At 43.7% G+C, this 18,107-nt stretch carries 10 protein-coding genes and 2 pseudogenes; 11 read left to right on the top strand and 1 reads right to left on the bottom strand.

Features of this window, described 5'->3' with window-relative positions:
- Nucleotides 1-8: 8 nt before the first annotated feature.
- Both adcA and NML69_RS08495 read left to right on the top strand, forming a co-directional pair.
- Nucleotides 9-1,514: a zinc ABC transporter substrate-binding lipoprotein AdcA gene (gene adcA, locus NML69_RS08500; protein ID WP_254726347.1), complete on the top strand. Its 1,506-nt coding sequence runs from the start codon at nt 9-11 to the stop codon at nt 1,512-1,514.
- Between the two features lie 520 nt (nt 1,515-2,034).
- Nucleotides 2,035-3,663, top strand: a pseudogene (locus NML69_RS08495) (alpha-L-fucosidase); the annotation flags it as partial.
- Here NML69_RS08495 and NML69_RS08490 read toward each other — a convergent pair.
- Nucleotides 3,654-5,729 carry a GH92 family glycosyl hydrolase gene (locus tag NML69_RS08490; protein ID WP_254726346.1) on the bottom strand — a complete coding sequence of 692 codons (2,076 nt, stop codon included), beginning with the start codon at nt 5,727-5,729 and terminating at the stop codon, nt 3,654-3,656. The pseudogene NML69_RS08495 and the gene NML69_RS08490 overlap by 10 nt on opposite strands.
- 158 nt (nt 5,730-5,887) lie before the next feature.
- On the opposite strand from NML69_RS08490, the gene NML69_RS08485 reads away from it, so the two are divergent.
- The 9 genes and pseudogenes from NML69_RS08485 to NML69_RS08445 form a co-directional block, all read left to right on the top strand.
- On the top strand, nt 5,888-7,246 hold the full coding sequence (locus NML69_RS08485) for a hypothetical protein (RefSeq protein WP_254726344.1): 1,359 nt from the start codon (nt 5,888-5,890) through the stop codon (nt 7,244-7,246).
- 129 nt (nt 7,247-7,375) lie between these two features.
- A complete protein-coding gene (locus tag NML69_RS08480) occupies nt 7,376-8,656 on the top strand; it encodes a glycoside hydrolase family 125 protein (RefSeq protein ID WP_254726342.1) in 1,281 nt (426 codons plus the stop codon).
- 56 nt (nt 8,657-8,712) lie between these two features.
- Entirely contained in the window at nt 8,713-11,358 is a 2,646-nt protein-coding gene (locus NML69_RS08475) for an alpha-mannosidase (protein ID WP_254726341.1), read from the top strand.
- A 99-nt stretch (nt 11,359-11,457) separates the two neighbouring features.
- Nucleotides 11,458-12,327: an ROK family protein gene (locus tag NML69_RS08470; protein ID WP_084859689.1), complete on the top strand. Its 870-nt coding sequence runs from the start codon at nt 11,458-11,460 to the stop codon at nt 12,325-12,327.
- Nucleotides 12,321-14,201, top strand: coding sequence for a beta-N-acetylhexosaminidase (locus NML69_RS08465; protein ID WP_254726339.1), 1,881 nt, complete (start codon nt 12,321-12,323; stop codon nt 14,199-14,201). Before NML69_RS08470 ends, NML69_RS08465 begins: the two co-directional genes overlap by 7 nt.
- A 200-nt stretch (nt 14,202-14,401) precedes the next feature.
- The gene (locus tag NML69_RS08460) at nt 14,402-15,331 is read left to right on the top strand and encodes a sugar ABC transporter permease (RefSeq protein WP_000714584.1); all 930 of its coding nucleotides are present in this window, start codon (nt 14,402-14,404) and stop codon (nt 15,329-15,331) included.
- Between the two features lie 13 nt (nt 15,332-15,344).
- On the top strand, nt 15,345-16,268 hold the full coding sequence (locus NML69_RS08455) for a carbohydrate ABC transporter permease (RefSeq protein ID WP_084859687.1): 924 nt from the start codon (nt 15,345-15,347) through the stop codon (nt 16,266-16,268).
- A 108-nt stretch (nt 16,269-16,376) separates the two neighbouring features.
- On the top strand, nt 16,377-17,861 hold the full coding sequence (locus tag NML69_RS08450) for an ABC transporter substrate-binding protein (RefSeq protein WP_254726337.1): 1,485 nt from the start codon (nt 16,377-16,379) through the stop codon (nt 17,859-17,861).
- A gap of 160 nt (nt 17,862-18,021) precedes the next feature.
- Nucleotides 18,022-18,107: pseudogene (locus tag NML69_RS08445) on the top strand (CPBP family intramembrane glutamate endopeptidase); the annotation flags it as partial.

Raw genomic sequence — 18,107 nt, 5'->3', positions numbered from 1 at the left:
AGAATGAAATGAAAAAACTGAGCTTACTACTAGCTAGTCTATGTGCCCTGTTTTTAGTGGCTTGTTCCAATCAAAAACAGGCAGATGGGAAGCTAAATATCGTAACAACCTTTTACCCTGTCTACGAATTTACCAAGCAAGTCGCAGGAGATACTGCTAATGTAGAACTTCTAATCGGTGCTGGTACAGAACCTCACGAATACGAACCGTCTGCCAAGGCAGTTGCCAAAATCCAAGACGCGGATACCTTTGTCTATGAAAATGAAAATATGGAAACTTGGGTTCCAAAATTGCTAGAATCCTTGGATAAGAAAAAAGTGAAAACCATCAAGGCGACAGGTGATATGCTCCTCTTGCCAGGTGGTGAGGAAGAAGAGGAAGGGCATGATCATGGTGGTGAAGGTCACCATCACGACTACGATCCCCACGTTTGGCTTTCTCCAGCACGCGCCATCAAACTGGTAGAGCATATTCGTGACAGTTTGTCAGCAGACTATCCTGATAAAAAAGAGACTTTTGAGAAGAATGCTGCTGCCTATATTGAAAAATTGCAAGCCTTGGATAAGGCCTATACAGATGGTTTGTCTCAAGCCAAACAAAAGAGCTTTGTGACCCAGCACGCTGCCTTTAACTACCTTGCCTTGGACTATGGACTTAAACAAGTCGCCATCTCAGGTCTCTCTCCAGATGCAGAACCGTCAGCTGCTCGTCTGGCAGAATTGACAGAGTATATCAAGAAAAACAAGATTTCTTATATCTACTTTGAAGAAAATGCCTCACAAGCTCTTGCTAATACACTCTCAAAAGAGGCAGGTGTCAAAACAGATGTCCTCAATCCTTTAGAAAGCCTGACAGAAGAGGACACCAAGGCGGGAGAAAATTACATCTCTATCATGGAGAAAAACCTCAAGGCTTTGAAACAGACAACGGACCAAGAAGGACCAGAAATCGAGCCAGAGAAGGAAGAGAACACCAAGACAGTTCACAATGGTTACTTTGAGGATGCAGATGTCAAAGACCGTACCTTGAGTGACTATGCTGGAAACTGGCAGTCTGTCTATCCTTTCCTTGAGGACGGAACCTTCGATCAAGTCTTTGACTACAAGGCTAAGTTGACTGGCAAGATGACCAAGGCTGAGTACAAGGCCTACTATAGAAAAGGCTACCAGACAGATGTGACCAAGATCAACATTACTGATAATACTATGGAATTTGTTCAAGGTGGACAAAGTAAGAAATTCACCTACAAGTATGTCGGAAAGAAAATCTTGACTTACAAAAAAGGCAATCGTGGCGTGCGCTTCCTCTTTGAAGCGACAGATGCGGACGCTGGACAGTTCAAGTATGTTCAGTTTAGTGACCACAATATCGCCCCAGTTAAAGCAGAACATTTCCATATCTTCTTTGGAGGTACTAGCCAAGAAGCCCTCTTTGAAGAGATGGATAACTGGCCAACCTACTACCCAGATAACCTATCTGGACAAGAAATCGCCCAAGAAATGTTGGCGCATTGATGCAAGAGAGAATCCCGCAAATCTGCGGGATTTTTTGCTAGAAACGATTATCTGAGTAGGCTGTGGGTGTTATAGTACCACAGTTGTGCTGTTCACGATGTGATAAAGCAGTCATTTTCTACTTGCTGATTCTCACTAGCTGGCGAATACAAAAGCTACGATTGTACAAACTATAGAATCTTTTCAGGGGATTTAGGAAGTCATCTTAGTCATATTGACGCTGCTATCGCTTTTTGTTATAGTCAAGGAGAGAACAGTCTGGAACAATAGTTTATTCACAGTCTGTGGATAAGTCTAGGGGGAAATGACATATAACTCAGGGTGTTGAAGTATCCTGATAATAGTTCCGTATATTAGTTTCTTTCTGGAAAGCTAGTAGAAATCCTAGTACAGAGCTATTTGACAAAGGTATGTTTAGGGCGACAGGTGAGCTAGAGACTGAAAAAACTAGTTTTTAGGAATGTTTTCTTATCCACAAGTTGTGGATAATTTTGTGAACAAGAGAAAGAGATGTGAGATGATGACGAAAATAAAACCGCATGGACCATTACCAAGCCAGGCCCAGTTGGATTATTTAGAGGATGAACTAGCTGCCTTTATCCATTTTGGCCCCAATACCTTTTATGACCAGGAATGGGGAAGTGGGCAAGAGGATCCTATGCGTTTTAACCCGACCAAGTTGGATGCGCGTGAATGGGTTCGGGTACTCAAAGAAACGGGTTTTAAAAAGCTGATTTTGGTGGTGAAGCACCATGATGGTTTTGTGCTCTACCCGACAGCACATACAGATTATTCGGTCAAGGCTAGCCCTTGGAGGGATGGAAAGGGGGACTTGCTCCTTGAGGTTTCCCAAGCTGCGACTGAGTTTGACATGGACATGGGAGTGTATTTGTCTCCTTGGGATGCTCACAGTCCCCTCTATCACGTGGGCCGAGAAGCAGACTACAATGTCTACTATCTGGCTCAATTGAAGGAAATCTTGTCAAATCCTGCCTATAGGAATGCCGGTAAGTTCACTGAGGTGTGGATGGATGGTGCTCGAGGGGAAGGGGCCCAGCAAGTCAACTATGAGTTTGAGACTTGGTTTGAAACCATTCGTGACTTGCAGGGCGATTGTTTGATTTTCTCAACTGAAGAGACCAGTATTCGCTGGATTGGAAATGAACGAGGCTATGCAGGGGATCCCTTGTGGCAAAAAGTCAAGCCAGACCAGTTGGGGACAGAGGCGGAATTAGATTATCTACAGCACGGAGACCCCTTTGGGACGCTATTTTCAATCGGTGAGGCAGATGTTTCTCTTCGGCCGGGCTGGTTTTACCATGAGGATCAGGACCCCAAGTCTCTCGAGGAATTGGTCGAAATCTACTTTCACTCGGTGGGTCGGGGTACACCTCTCTTACTCAATATTCCGCCAAACCAAGATGGACTCTTTGACGAAAAGGATATCCGGCGACTGTATGAATTTGCTGCCTACCGTGACGAGCTATATAAAGAAGATTTGGCTTTGGGAGCCACGGTATCTGGCCCTGCTCTATCACCAGACTTTGCCTGTTCTCATCTGACAGATGGACGGAAGACCAGTTCTTGGGCAAGTGATGCAGAGTTGCCAATCCAATTAGAGCTCGATTTAGGGGCACCTAAAACTTTTGATGTGATCGAGCTGAGAGAAGATTTGAAGCTGGGGCAACGCATCGCTGCTTTCCATGTTCAGGTAGAGTTGGATGGTGTCTGGCAGGAGTTTGGTTCTGGCTATACTGTTGGCTACAAACGTCTCTTACGAGGATCAGTCGTTGAGGCGCAGAAGATACGTGTGACCATTACAGAGGCGCAGACTTTGCCTTTGTTGACCAAGATTTCGCTCTATAAAACACCTACCTTGTCGAAAAAAGAAGCTGTTCAGCAACTAGAGTTCTCAGAAAAAAGTCTGGCTGTGACCAAGGGAGAAAATGTCCACTTTACAGTGAAGCGAAGAAAATCTAGCAGTCCTTTGGAAGCTAAGATTTCGATTCAACCAGGGACAGGTGTGCATGGTGTCGCTTATCGGGACGAGATTCAAGTCCTTGCGTTTCAAGTTGGCGAGACTCAAAAAAGGCTGACGCTACCAACCTTGTATTTTGCAGGAGATAAAACCTTGGACTTTTATCTGAATTTGAGGGTGAAGGTCAGTTGCTCAGCTTTCAAGAGGTCTTGGTGTTGGATGCTAGATACTGGGGTCTTGTCCAGTCGGCATTCTTTGACAAAGTTGAAATGGCTGTGGTTTTGCTCAGTATGAATATCCAACCATTTATTTTCCTTAGCCAGGTAGATACGGAGGTGGTCAAAGAGAGGGATTCCGAGATCATAGCTGGGTTTGCCCGGACAGATCGGGTAGAATCCAAGAGCTGACCAGATGTACCAGGCTGAGAGACTGCCATTGTCTTCATCGCCAGGATAGGCTTGCCAGCTTGGGTGAAAGGCTTTCTGACGCAAGGTTTTGATGAGTATAGCAGTGTAGTCAGGGTAGTCGCTGTAGCGAAAGAGATATGGAATGTGGAAGCTAGGCTGGTTAGAGATGGCGAGTTGTCCAAAGGGAGCTGTTGCCATCTCGCTCATTTCATGAATCTCGTAACCATAACCAGTCGTCTCAAAGAGGGGAGCATCCTGATAGGCTTTCAAAAGATAGTTGCTAAAGGCTTCTTTTCCGCCCATAAGTTGTCGCAAACCTGGGATGTCGTGGAGGACCCCTAAAGTTGCTTGAATGGCTGAGCATTCGGCGTAGTCGCGTCCCCAACTATAAGGAGAGAAGTCAGGGCGAAAGTTTCCTTGATTGTCTCGCGCTCGCATGTAGCCCGTTTCAGTGTCAAATAGATGGTGGTAATTTTGGGACGAAGTTCTATAAGTTTCCGCGATGTCATTCTGACCAAGCTTTTCGGCACAGCTGGCGATACAAAAGTCGCTATAGGCATAGTCTAGGGTGTGGCTGACGCTTTCGTGGTGGTCGGTAGAGAGGTAGCCCAGCTCTTGGTATTGGGCTAGTCCGTGACGACCATTGATCCTCAGAGGGTCGGACTTAGTGGCTGTTTTAAGCATAGCCTGGAGGAGTTCTTTCTCTAAATCGGGAGCCATGTCCTTGCAGGCGCTATCTGCGATAACGCCATCTAGCAGAGTACCAGGCATCATGCCACGTTCATCTGGAGCTAGCCACTTTGGAAGAAATCCGGTATTGCGGTAGCTATTGAGGAAACCTTCTAAAAAGCGGTGATAGTGTTCTGGTATGACAAGGGCAAAGAGGGGGAAGGTGGTGCGGAAGGTATCCCAGAAACCATTGTTGCTAAAGAGGACACCGGGCTTGACAGTACCAGTAGCCAGATCCACGTGGATGGCTTTCCCTGATTCATCAACCTCATAAAAAGTCTGCGGGAAGAGGAAGAGTCTGTAAAGGCAGTGGTCAAAGAAGGTTCGGTCAGCCTCTCCAGTCTCGATAACGTCAAAACGATGGAGGAGTTCTTCCCAATCTGCTTTTGCACTTGCTTTACAGCTATCAAAATCTTCTTGAGGTAGATTAAGCAGAGCTTGAGAAGGCGAGATGAAAGAAGTTGCTAGCTGGATCTCAGCATGACTGTCTGCTAAGTCAATTCGCCAGTCTCCACCTTCTTGGCTGACAGCAAGAATATCCGTGTTCATTTGTAGGGCAGTAAACAGTATCAGCGGATTTTTGTTGGTCTCTGTTTTTCCCTCTTGACGCAGAGCAAGAGTCCGCTTATCTATTTGTTCTACTGTCAGTTCATCTGCTGCGTGAAGATAGAGGGAGAGGGCTTTGCCTTGCTTTTGCTCTAAACGAATAGAAGCACCATAGCAAGTCGGTGTCAGCTGGGTTTCAATCTGATAGCGCAGAGAAAAGAGTTTCAAATAGTGAGGCTGGAAGCAAGCTTTATCTATATCATAAGAAGACTGGCGGTGAAAGAGACTGTTTCCCCCAGGCTGACCTGTGACAGGTGTCAGAAGGAACCATGAGTAGTCCCCAATCCAAGGGCTGGGCTGGTGGGTTAAGCGAATCCCCTGAAAAATGGGCATATGTGGATCAAAGAACCAAGCTCCCTCCTGGTCACTAGTCTGGGGAACAAAATAATTCATCCCAAAAGGAACGCCCGTGTAAGGCAGGGTATTCCCCCGAGAAAAGGCATGTTTGCTGGCAGTTCCAAAGCGGGTATCGATGGTTTCAAGTAGTGGTTTCATAAAAAAGCTTTCTGTAGAGGTTTTTGTTTAGTATAACATGAAATTGCCAATAACCGAATTTTAAAAAGTAAATGCCCCTATAAATTTCGGTTAATAATTTACAAATATTCATTCTTTTGTTAGAATGGAGACAATAAAAAAGAAAAGGGGATTTTTTTATGAGTGATTCGGTAAATAATGTGAATAACGAAGAATCTGTAGAGAAGGTTGAAAACACGCCTGTAGAGGATGTGGAGTCAGTTGATACTCAAGAACCAGAAACTGTGGAAGAAACGGCTTCTGAGCAAGCAAAAGATGACCAATCTGAAGAAGTGGTGGAAGAGAAAGATTCTAAGCCAGAACAGAAAGAAGATGCAAAAGCTTCAGCTGAGGCTTCGGCTCAACAAGTCGTTGAAAAAACCAAAGGATTGTTTGCAACGAAACGCAAAGAAATCATTGCAGCTCTTGTGGCAGTAGCCGTTATTATTGTGGCATTTGTGGGATACAATGTTATCCAGTCACAACCAAAAAGCTTAATTGGCGACGTCAAAGTTGAGTTTTCAGGTTATGAAGAATCTGGAACGGTAACTTATAATAGTCAAGATATTGCTGAGAAAGTAGCAGAAATAGCATACCAAAAAGTAGGCTTTAATAAGGATCAGGCAGCTGGTTTGGCTAAAAAAGACCCTATTATTTACGCAGAAGTGTCAAGAGATGGCAAGTTGGCGTCTAAATTGATGCAAGCAGAAGCGATGATTAGTAGTGTCCATTATGAATTTGACAAAACAAATGGTCTCAAAAATGGGGACGAAGTTACATTCACCGTAACAACAAGCTCAAAGAACTCACCATTTAAAGCTGAAAAGAAAACTTTCAAAGTTGAAAACTTGAAAGAATATGAGAAGGTATCAACGGCTGATTTGCTCAAAGAAACTCCTGTGACATTTACTGGATTTAATGGGTATGGTATAGCGTCTATTACAGAAAATCCTAATAAAGACGACTATTTCAACTTTGAAGATAACAAACGTCCGACAAACTTGAAGAACGGAGATACAGTTACTCTTACTGTTAGTGCGACCTATATCAATGAGTTAAAATCAAAAGGAAAAGTTGTTGACAACAATAAGGTCGAGGTGACTGTTGAAGGGTTGAAAGACTTAAAAGATGTGAAGAACTTTGCGGATCTTCTGAAAAAGAATGATGACTACAGCAAGTCTGAAAATCAAAATAGTTCCTTTAGCACCTACACTTTAGAGTCACAAGGCAGTTATTTGAAAGTCATCCCAGAAGAGAATAAAAAATCAAATGGGAAAGTTTCGTTGATAACAGTTTATAAAGTAACTTGGTCAAGTGGCAATTCAAAAGAAGTTCGTTACAAATACTATGGTTATCAAGCTTACCTTTTGAAGGACAATAATCTTGATCTTGATGCTGCTTCTAAAGTATCAAGTTGGGGATCAAAAGATTTAGAAGGTCTAAAAGCTGAACTGGCTACCGAAGGTTATAAGGTTTACGAAGAAAAGAAAAGTGAATAGAAAAGTTGGGGAGAGCCCCAACTTTTTTTTCATAAGTTTGTTTCAAAACGCCTTTAGTTTGTGTATATCTTTTGGAGGCGTTTTTTTTTATACTGAACATGAAACTTGTTTGAAAGAGGAAAAAATACTATGGTTTATTCGAAAGAAATTGTTAGAGAATGGCTAGACCAAGTAGCGGAGCGGGCTAAGGACCATCCCGAGTGGGTGGATGTCTTTGAGCGTTGCTATACAGACACCTTGGACAATACGGTCGAGATTCTAGAAGATGGCTCAACTTTTGTCTTGACAGGGGATATTCCTGCTATGTGGCTTCGGGATTCGACAGCCCAACTCAGACCCTACCTGCACGTGGCTAAAAGAGATCCTCTCTTGCGTCAGACCATTGCAGGTTTGGTCAAGCGTCAGATGACTTTGGTGCTCAAGGATCCTTATGCCAATTCCTTCAATATTGAGGAAAACTGGAAGGGTCACCATGAGACTGACCACACAGACCTTAATGGCTGGATTTGGGAGCGTAAGTATGAAGTAGACTCGCTTTGCTATCCTTTGCAGTTGGCTTATCTCCTCTGGAAAGAGACTGGCGAGACCAGTCAATTTGATGAGACTTTTGTCGCAGCGACCAAGGAAATTCTTCATCTCTGGACAGTGGAACAAGACCACAAGAACTCACCTTATCGTTTTGTCCGCGACACAGATCGAAAAGAAGACACCTTGGTAAATGATGGATTTGGACCTGACTTTGCAGTGACAGGTATGACCTGGTCAGCTTTCCGACCGAGTGATGACTGCTGCCAGTATAGCTACTTGATTCCGTCCAATATGTTTGCAGTAGTTGTCTTGGGCTATGTGCAAGAAATCTTTGAAGAACTGGATATAGCTGATAGCCAAAACATCATGGTAGACGCTGAGCGTCTCCAGTCTGAAATCCAAGAAGGCATCGAAAATTACGCTTACACAACTAACAGCAAGGGTGAAAAGATTTACGCCTTTGAAGTGGATGGTCTAGGAAATGCTAGCATCATGGATGATCCAAACGTACCAAGTTTGTTGGCTGCGCCTTATCTGGGTTATTGCGACATTGAAGACGAAGTGTATCAAGCCACTCGTCGTACCATTTTGAGCCCAGAAAATCCATATTTCTACCAAGGAGAATACGCTAGTGGTCTCGGAAGTTCCCATACCTTTTATCGCTATATTTGGCCTATTGCCCTTTCTATCCAAGGCTTGACAACAAGAGATAAGGCAGAGAAGAAATTCTTGCTGGATCAGCTGGTTGCTTGCGATGGTGGTACAGGTGTTATGCACGAAAGCTTCCACGTGGATGACCCAACGCTCTACTCTCGTGAATGGTTCTCTTGGGCCAACATGATGTTCTGTGAATTAGTCTTGGATTATCTAGATATTCGCTAGTCAGTTCTTTAGTTAGATAGAAATAAAAATTTAAATTTAGAATGAGGTTTTACTTCATGGAAAATGTTGTTGTACATATTATCTCACACAGTCACTGGGACCGTGAGTGGTACTTACCTTTTGAAAGCCACCGTATGCAGTTGGTGGAATTATTTGACAATCTTTTTGACCTTTTTGAAAATGATCCTGAGTTCAAGAGCTTCCACTTGGATGGTCAAACCATTGTCCTTGATGACTACTTAGAAATTCGTCCTGAAAATCGCGACAAAGTCCAAGGTTACATCGACCAAGGCAAACTCAAAATTGGTCCCTTTTACATCTTGCAGGATGACTACTTGATTTCCAGCGAAGCCAATGTTCGCAATACCTTGATAGGTCAAGCAGAATGTGCAAAATGGGGCAAATCAACCCAGGTTGGTTACTTCCCAGATACCTTTGGAAATATGGGACAAGCTCCTCAAATCCTTCAAAAATCAGGCATTCACGTGGCAGCCTTTGGCCGTGGTGTCAAGCCGATTGGATTTGACAACCAAGTCCTCGAGGATGAGCAGTTTACTTCTCAGTTTTCAGAGATGTACTGGCAGGGTGCAGACGGAAGTCGTGTCCTCGGTATCCTCTTTGCCAACTGGTATAGTAATGGGAATGAAATCCCAGTTGACAAGGATGAAGCCCTGGCCTTCTGGAAACAAAAATTGTCAGACGTGCGTGACTACGCTTCGACCAATCAATGGTTGATGATGAACGGATGTGACCACCAGCCTGTACAGAGGAATCTGAGTGAAGCCATTCGTGTGGCCAATGAACTCTTCCCAGATGTGACCTTTGTGCATAGTTCCTTTGATGACTATGTCCACGCAGTAGAAAGTGCTCTACCAGAGCAGCTATCAACGGTTACAGGTGAGTTGACAAGTCAGGAAACAGATGGTTGGTACACGCTTGCTAATACTTCTTCATCACGCATTTACCTCAAACAAGCCTTCCAAGAAAATAGCAACCTCCTAGAGCAAGTGGTGGAGCCATTGACTGTCATCACTGGCGGCCACAACCACAAGGACCAGTTGACCTATGCTTGGAAAGTGCTTCTACAAAATGCTCCCCATGATAGTATCTGTGGCTGTAGTGTTGACGAAGTTCACCGCGAGATGGAGACACGTTTTGCTAAGGTCAACCAAGTCGTAAACTTCGTTAAGACCAATCTTCTCAACGAGTGGAAGGGCAAAATCGCAACCCACGAAGCCCAAAGCGATCATCTCTTTACGGTCATCAACACAGGCTTGCACGACAAGGTTGACACTGTCAGCACCGTGATTGATGTGGCGGTTTGTGATTTCAAAGAATTGCACCCAACAGAAGGCTATAAGAAGATGGCAGCTTTGACCTTGCCAAGCTACCGTGTCGAAGACTTGGAGGGGCATGCTGTAGAAGCGAAAATCGAAGATCTGGGAGCTAACTTTGAGTATGATTTGCCAAAAGACAAGTTCCGCCAAGCTCGTATCGCTCGACAAGTGCGCGTAACAGTACCTGTTCACCTGGCACCACTTTCTTGGACAACCTTCCAATTGCTTGAAGGAGAACAAGAACACCGTGACGGTATTTACCAAAACGGAGTGATTGATACGCCATTTGTAACGGTCAGTGTGGATGAAACTATCACAGTCTACGACAAGACAACTCATGAAGCTTATGAAGATGTTATTCGCTTTGAAGACCGTGGTGATATCGGAAATGAGTATATCTACTTCCAACCAAAAGGAACAGAGCCTATCTACGCCGAGCTAAAAGGCTGTGAAGTCTTGGAAAATACAGCTCGTTTTACCAAGATCTTGCTCAAGCATGAATTGACAATTCCAGTAAGTGCAGACGAAAAACTGGATGCAGAACAAAGAGGCATCATCGAGTTTATGACGCGTGAAGCTGGGCGCTCAGAAGAATTGACAACCCTTCCTCTGGAAACAGAGATGACCGTCTTTGTTGACAATCCACAAATCCGCTTTAAGACTCGCTTTACCAACACCGCTAAGGACCACCGTATCCGTCTCTTGGTCAAGACTCATAATACGTGTCCAAGCAATGATTCGGAAAGCATTTATGAGGTGGTGACACGACCAAACAAACCAGCTGCTTCTTGGGAAAATCCTGAAAATCCTCAACACCAACAAGCCTTCGTCAGCCTGTATGATGATGAAAAAGGGGTGACAGTGGCCAATAAAGGACTGCACGAGTATGAAATCCTTGGAGACGATACCATTGCTGTGACCATTCTTCGTGCCTCAGGTGAGCTAGGTGACTGGGGTTACTTCCCAACACCAGAAGCTCAGTGCTTGCGCGAGTTTGAAGTCGAGTTTGCTCTCGAATGCCACCAAGCAGGGGAACGCTTCTCAGCCTTCCGTCGTGCCAAAGCCTTCCAAACACCATTCACTAGTCTTCAAGTTGCTAAACAAGAAGGAAGTGTTGCTGCTACTGGTAGCCTCTTGAGTCATGCGACACTCAGCTTACCACAAGTTTGCCCAACAGCCTTTAAAGTGGCGGAAAATGAAGAAGGATATGTCCTCCGTTACTACAATATGAGTCAAGAAAATGTTCGCATATCAGAACACCAACAAACCATTTTGAACTTACTTGAGCGACCATATCCCGTTCATTCAGGACTCTTAGCACCACAAGAAATTCGCACAGAATTGATTAAAAAAGAAGACATTTAACAGTTTTGAAGTGTTTGATAACTAATACTATGAGATAGAAAGGAGGGGCGAAAGAGTAAGGACTAACTGCTGATTCGCCCCTTTTTACGGTAAAGAACAATGACCATTGCAACCATTGATATCGGAGGGACTGGAATTAAGTTTGCCAGTCTGACTTCTGATGGAAAAATACTAGATAAGACAAGTACTCCGACGCCAGAAAGTTTGGAGGATTTACTAGCTTGGCTAGACCAACGCTTGGCAGAGCAAGATTATAGTGGAATCGCCATGAGCGTTCCAGGCGCGGTCAATCAAGAAACAGGTGTGATTGAGGGAATTAGTGCTGTACCTTATATCCACGGTTTTTCTTGGTATGAGGCCCTTGCTCATCATCAGCTACCTGTCCATCTAGAAAATGATGCCAACTGTGTTGGACTTAGTGAACTGTTGGCTCACCCAGAAATTGAAAATGCAGCCTGTGTCGTGATTGGGACTGGAATCGGTGGTGCCATGATTATCAATGGCAAACTTCACCGAGGTCGCCACGGCTTGGGGGGAGAGTTTGGCTACATGACAACCATTACACCTGCTGAAAAACTCAACAACTGGTCGCAACTAGCGTCAACTGGAAATATGGTGCGATACGTGATTGAAAAATCTGGTCAGACTGACTGGGACGGACGCAAGGTTTACCAAGAGGCCGAAGCTGGTAATGCTCTTTGTCAAGAAGCTATTTTACGCATGAACCGCAATCTGGCGCAAGGTTTGCTCAATATCCAGTATCTCATCGATCCAGATGTCATTAGTCTGGGAGGCTCCATCAGTCAAAACCCAGACTTTATCCAAGGGGTCAAAAAAGCTGTCGATGAATTTGTCGAAACCTACGAAGAATACACGGTCGCACCTGTTATCCAGGCCTGCACCTATCATGCAGATGCCAATCTCTACGGTGCCCTTGTCAACTGGCTACAGGAGGAAAATCAGTGGTAACATTTACAGGACTTAGTCCCAAGCAAACTCAGGCAATCGACTTGCTGACAAAACATATCTCTTTACCAGATGTGGAAGTTGCAGTCGCTCAGTCTGATCAAGCCTCTATCTCTATCAAGGGTGAAAGTGGACAGTATCACCTGACTTATGACAAACCTCACCAACTCTATCGCGCCTTGTCCTTGTTAGCAACAGCTCTAGTAGAAGGTGACAAAGTAGCGATTGAGGAGCAGGCAGCTTATGAAGAGTTGGCCTACATGGCAGACTGTTCCCGAAATGCGGTGCTGAATGTGGCTTCTGCCAAGCAGATGATTGAGGTCTTGGCTCTCATGGGTTATTCAACCTTTGAGCTTTACATGGAAGACACCTACCAGATTGAGGGGCAGTCTTATTTTGGGTACTTCCGCGGAGCCTATTCAGCAGAGGAGTTGCAGGAAATCGAAGCCTATGCCCAGCGGTTTGATATGACCTTTGTCCCATGCATCCAGACCTTGGCTCACTTATCAGCCTTTGTCAAATGGGGTGTCAAAGAAGTGCAAGAACTCCGTGATGTAGAGGACATTCTCCTTATCGGCGAAGAAAAGGTTTATGACCTGATTGATGGCATGTTTGCCACTCTGTCTAAACTGCAGACTCGCAAGGTCAATATCGGTATGGACGAAGCCCACTTGGTTGGTTTGGGACGCTACTTGATATTGAACGGTGTTGTGGACCGTAGTCTCCTCATGTGCCAACACTTGGAGCGCGTGCTGGATATTGCCGATAAGTATGGTTTCCACTGCCAAATGTGGAGTGACATGTTTTTCAAACTCATGTCAGCAGATGGCCAGTACGACCGTGATGTGGAAATTCCTGAGGAAACTCGCGTGTACCTAGATCGTCTCAAAGACCGTGTGACCTTGGTTTACTGGGACTATTATCAGGATAGCGAGGAAAAATACAACCGCAATTTCCGCAACCATCACAAGATTAGCCAAGATATTGCCTTTGCAGGTGGTGCTTGGAAGTGGATTGGATTCACACCCAACAACCATTTCAGCTGTCTCATCGCTATTGAGGCCAATAAAGCCTGTCGTGCCAATGACATCAAAGAAGTCATCGTGACGGGTTGGGGGGATAATGGTGGCGAGACAGCCCAGTTCTCTATCCTACCCAGCTTGCAAATCTGGGCAGAACTAAGCTACCGCAATGACCTAGATCGTTTGTCTGCTCACTTCAAGACCAATACAGGTCTTTCGGTTGAGGACTTTATGCAGATTGACCTAGCTAATCTCTTGCCAGACCTACCAGGCAATCTCAGCGGGATCAATCCCAACCGCTACGTCTTTTATCAGGATGTTCTTTGCCCGATTCTTGACCAGCACATGACACCTGAACAGGACAAGCCGCACTTCGCTCAGGCTGCTGAGACGCTTGCTGAAATCAAAGAAAAAGCTGGCGCCTACTCTTATCTCTTTGAAACTCAGGCCCAGTTGAACCAGATTTTAAGTAGTAAAGTGGATGTGGGACGACGCATTCGTCAGGCCTACCAAGCGGGTGATAAAGAAAGTTTGAAAGAAATCGCAAGACAAGAATTACCAAAACTTAGAAGCCAAATCGAACATTTCCATACCCTCTTTAGCCGTCAATGGTTGAAAGAAAACAAGGTCTTTGGTTTGGATACGGTTGATATCCGTATGGGCGGACTCTTGCAACGCATCAAACGCGCAGAAAGCCGCATCGAGGCTTATCTGGCAAGACAAATTGAGCGCATTGACGAGCTAGAAGTTGAAATCCTACCATTTACTGACTTCTACGCAGACAAGGATTTCGCAGCCACCACAGCTAACCAGTGGCACACCATTGCGACAGCTTCAACGATTTATACGACTTAAAGGCATCTTTTCCGAGTCAGAGTGTTTCTCGTGAAACCCATTTCTTATAAAAAACTTCTCCACATAAAATAATTTGTGGAGTTTTTTCTATAATTAGTAGTTTAACCTAGCCATCAATTAGGAGTATACTAATAATGTAATCGTTATCAAACCTAAAAATTCGATGAAATCAGTTTTTAGGAATAAAAAGGGAGGAAAGTATGAAAAAGTTTTCAAAGACCTTGAGAGATAACTGGATCTTTCTCTTGATGGTTTTACCAGGGGCACTCTGGTTGATTCTATTCTTTTACATTCCAGTATTTGGGAATGTGGTCGCCTTTAAAGACTACCATATGACCAGTAATGGTTTCATAGATAGTATTGTGAATAGTAAATGGGTCGGGTTAGATAATTTCAGATTCTTGTTTAGTTCAAAAGATGCCTTTATCATCACTCGAAATACCGTTCTTTACAATCTCGGCTTTATCTTTATCGGTTTGATTGTATCAGTAGGGATTGCCATCATCCTCAGCGAGCTTCGCTCTAAGAGAATGGTTAAGATTTTCCAAACGTCTATGTTGTTCCCTTACTTCCTGTCATGGGTTATCATCAGTTTCTTTACAGATGCCTTCCTAAACATTGACAAAGGGGTCTTCAACCATTTTCTAACATCCATTGGCATGAAGGAAGTCAACTTCTACGCTGACTTAGGCATTTGGCCATACCTTCTCCTTTTCCTAGGTATTTGGAAAGGCTTTGGATATAGCAGTGTCATGTACTATGCGACGATCATGGGGATTGACCCAACCTACTACGAAGCAGCAACAGTGGACGGGGCTAGCAAGTGGCAACGCATTCGCAACGTAACCATTCCTCAGTTGACTCCGCTTGTAACTGTATTGACCATCCTTGCAGTTGGAAATATCTTCCGCGCAGACTTCGGTCTCTTCTATCAAATCCCACACAATGCTGGTCAGCTTTACAATGTAACTAACGTTTTGGATGTATATGTCTTTAATGGTTTGACTCAGACAGCAGATATCGGTATGGCTTCAGCAGCCGGTCTTTACCAATCCGTAGTCGGTTTGATTCTGGTTATCCTATCAAACTTGCTTGCAAGACGAGTCGATCCAAACTCAGCTTTGTTCTAGAAAGGAGGAGAATATGGCAGAAAAGAAAATTAAAAAAGAAAAAATCGATAATGTCGGCATTCACTCCTTCAGTAAGAAAGCAGATATCTTCTTTAGTATCATCTCTGGTTTGGTCGCTCTTTCTTGTATCTTGCCCTTTATCTTCGTTATCATCATTTCGGTGACAGACGAAAAGAGCATTCTCCAGTATGGATATAGCTTTTTCCCTTCGAAATTTGGTGTAGATGGATTCCAGTTCTTAGCTCAGTTTAAAGATAAGATCCTCCAAGCACTCTTCATCTCAGTTTTTGTAACCGTAGTCGGAACAGTGACCAACGTCTTCATCACGACAACTTATGCCTACGCCATCTCACGGACAACCTTTAAGTACCGCAGATTCTTTACAATCTTTGCTCTTCTTAGTATGTTGTTCAATGCTGGTTTGGTACCAGGCTATATCGTGGTCACTCGCCTGCTTCAACTGGGTGATACCGTTTGGGCCTTGATTGTTCCAATGCTCCTCTCACCATTCAACATCATCTTGATGCGTTCCTTCTTCAAGAAGACCATTCCAGAAGCCATTCTCGAATCTGCTCGTATCGATGGTGCCAGTGAAGCCCGGATCTTCTTCCAGATCTGTTTGCCATTGTCACTTCCAGGTATCGCAACCATCACGCTTTTGACAGCTCTTGGTTTCTGGAACGACTGGTTCAACGCCCTTCTTTACATCAAGAGTGACAACTTGTATCCATTGCAATATTTGCTCATGCAAATCCAGCAAAATATGGACTACATTGCAAAAGCAGTCGGCCTATCTGGTCAACTGGGAGTTGCTCTACCGAAAGAAACAGGTCGTATGGCCATGGTTGTGGTTGCAACCCTTCCAATCGCGATTCTCTATCCTTTCTTCCAACGCTACTTTGTTAAAGGGTTGACAATCGGTGGTGTGAAAGAATAGCACTTGCTGAGAAACACTGTTTCTCTCTTCCCAACTTCATCATAGCGATTGAAGTTACAAATCATTAAATCGTTTATAAGTTTAAAAATAAAAAAAGGAGTTTTTATCATGAAAAACTGGAAAAAATATGCTTTTGCATCTGCTAGCGTAGTCGCTTTGGCTGCTGGTCTTGCTGCTTGTGGAAACCTTACAGGTAACAACAAAAAAGCTGCAGATACTACTTCAGGTGAAAAACCTGTAATCAAAATGTACCAAATCGGTGACAAACCAGACAACTTGGATGAATTGCTAGAAAATGCAAACAAAATCATCGAAGAAAAAGTCGGTGCTAAATTGGATATCCAATACCTTGGATGGGGTGACTATGATAAGAAAATGTCTGTTATCACATCATCTGGTGAAAACTATGATATCGCATTTGCATCTAACTATGTCGTAAATGCTCAAAAAGGTGCTTATGCTGACTTGACAGAATTGTATAAAAAAGAAGGAGCAGAGCTTTACAAAGCACTTGACCCAGCTTACATCAAAGGGAACACTGTAAACGGTAAGATCTATGCAGTACCAGTTGCAGCTAACGTTGCATCATCTCAAAACTTTGCCTTCAACGGAACTCTTCTTGAAAAATATGGTATTGACATTTCAGGTGTCACTTCATACGAAACACTTGAACCAGTCTTGAAACAAATCAAAGAAAAAGCTCCAGACGTAGTACCATTTGCGGTTACGAAGAACTTTATCCCATCTGATAACTTTGACTACCCAGTACCAAACGGACTTCCATTTGTTATCGACCTTGAAGGAGACACTACTAAGATCGTAAACCGTTACGAAGTACCTCGTTTCGTAGAACACTTGAAGACTCTTCACAAATTCTATGAAGCTGGATACATTCCAAAAGACGTAGCAACAAGCGACACTTCATTTGACCTTCAACAAGATACTTGGTTCGTTCGTGAAGAAACAGTAGGACCAGCTGACTACGGTAACAGCTTGCTCTCACGTGTTGCTAACAAAGATATCCAAATCAAACCAATCACTAACTTTATCAAGAAAAACCAAACAACACAAGTTGCTAACTTTGTCATCTCAAACAACTCTAAGAACAAAGAAAAATCAATGGAAGTGTTGAATCTCTTGAACACAAACCCAGAACTCTTGAACGGCCTTGTTTACGGTCCAGAAGGCAAGAACTGGGAAAAAGTTGAAGGTAAAGAAAACCGTGTACGCGTCCTTGATGCCTACAAAGGAAACACTCACATGTCAGGTTGGAACACTGGTAACAACTGGATTCTTTACATCAACGAAAACGTTACAGACCAACAAATCGACGATTCTAAGAAACAATTGGCAGAAGCTAAAGAATCTCCAGCACTTGGATTCATCTTTAACACTGACAATGTGAAATCTGAAATCTCAGCAATTTCTAACACAATGCAACAATTCGATACAGCTATCAACACTGGTACTGTAGACCCAGATAAAGCTATTCCAGAATTGATGGAAAAATTGAAATCTGAAGGTGCCTACGAAAAAGTATTGAACGAAATGCAAAAACAATACGACGAATTCTTGAAAAACAAAAAATCATAAGATCGATTGATTTCGTGTATTCATTCCTAATTCCTAAAAATGTGATCACTGCCTTCCTTAGTTCTCTAGGGGAGGTAGTGATTTTTAGGATGTAAACATGAAAAGAGTGGTTCTGAGGGTTTATGCGATGTGATACACATACATCTATAGAGGATTTATTATGAAAAAATATCGCCTTTTTTTCAAAATGAGTGCTGTCTTCTCTTACCTATTTTTCGTATTTGGCCTTTCTCAGCTGACGCTTAT

The organism is Streptococcus sp. CF8-6, from assembly GCF_024295845.1.
GTDB lineage: Bacteria > Bacillota > Bacilli > Lactobacillales > Streptococcaceae > Streptococcus > Streptococcus oralis_BO.
Note: the sequence above shows the minus strand (reverse complement) of the source record. Positions and strands in the feature narration are given on the sequence as shown.

Coding starts and splice junctions, on each gene's coding strand:
- NML69_RS08485 (WP_254726344.1), top strand. CDS start 5,888: ATGAGTGATTCGGTAAATAATGTGAATAACGAAGAATCTGTAGAGAAG.
- NML69_RS08460 (WP_000714584.1), top strand. CDS start 14,402: ATGAAAAAGTTTTCAAAGACCTTGAGAGATAACTGGATCTTTCTCTTG.
- NML69_RS08475 (WP_254726341.1), top strand. CDS start 8,713: ATGGAAAATGTTGTTGTACATATTATCTCACACAGTCACTGGGACCGT.
- adcA (WP_254726347.1), top strand. CDS start 9: ATGAAAAAACTGAGCTTACTACTAGCTAGTCTATGTGCCCTGTTTTTA.
- NML69_RS08480 (WP_254726342.1), top strand. CDS start 7,376: ATGGTTTATTCGAAAGAAATTGTTAGAGAATGGCTAGACCAAGTAGCG.
- NML69_RS08490 (WP_254726346.1), bottom strand. CDS start 5,729: ATGAAACCACTACTTGAAACCATCGATACCCGCTTTGGAACTGCCAGC.
- NML69_RS08470 (WP_084859689.1), top strand. CDS start 11,458: ATGACCATTGCAACCATTGATATCGGAGGGACTGGAATTAAGTTTGCC.
- NML69_RS08450 (WP_254726337.1), top strand. CDS start 16,377: ATGAAAAACTGGAAAAAATATGCTTTTGCATCTGCTAGCGTAGTCGCT.
- NML69_RS08455 (WP_084859687.1), top strand. CDS start 15,345: ATGGCAGAAAAGAAAATTAAAAAAGAAAAAATCGATAATGTCGGCATT.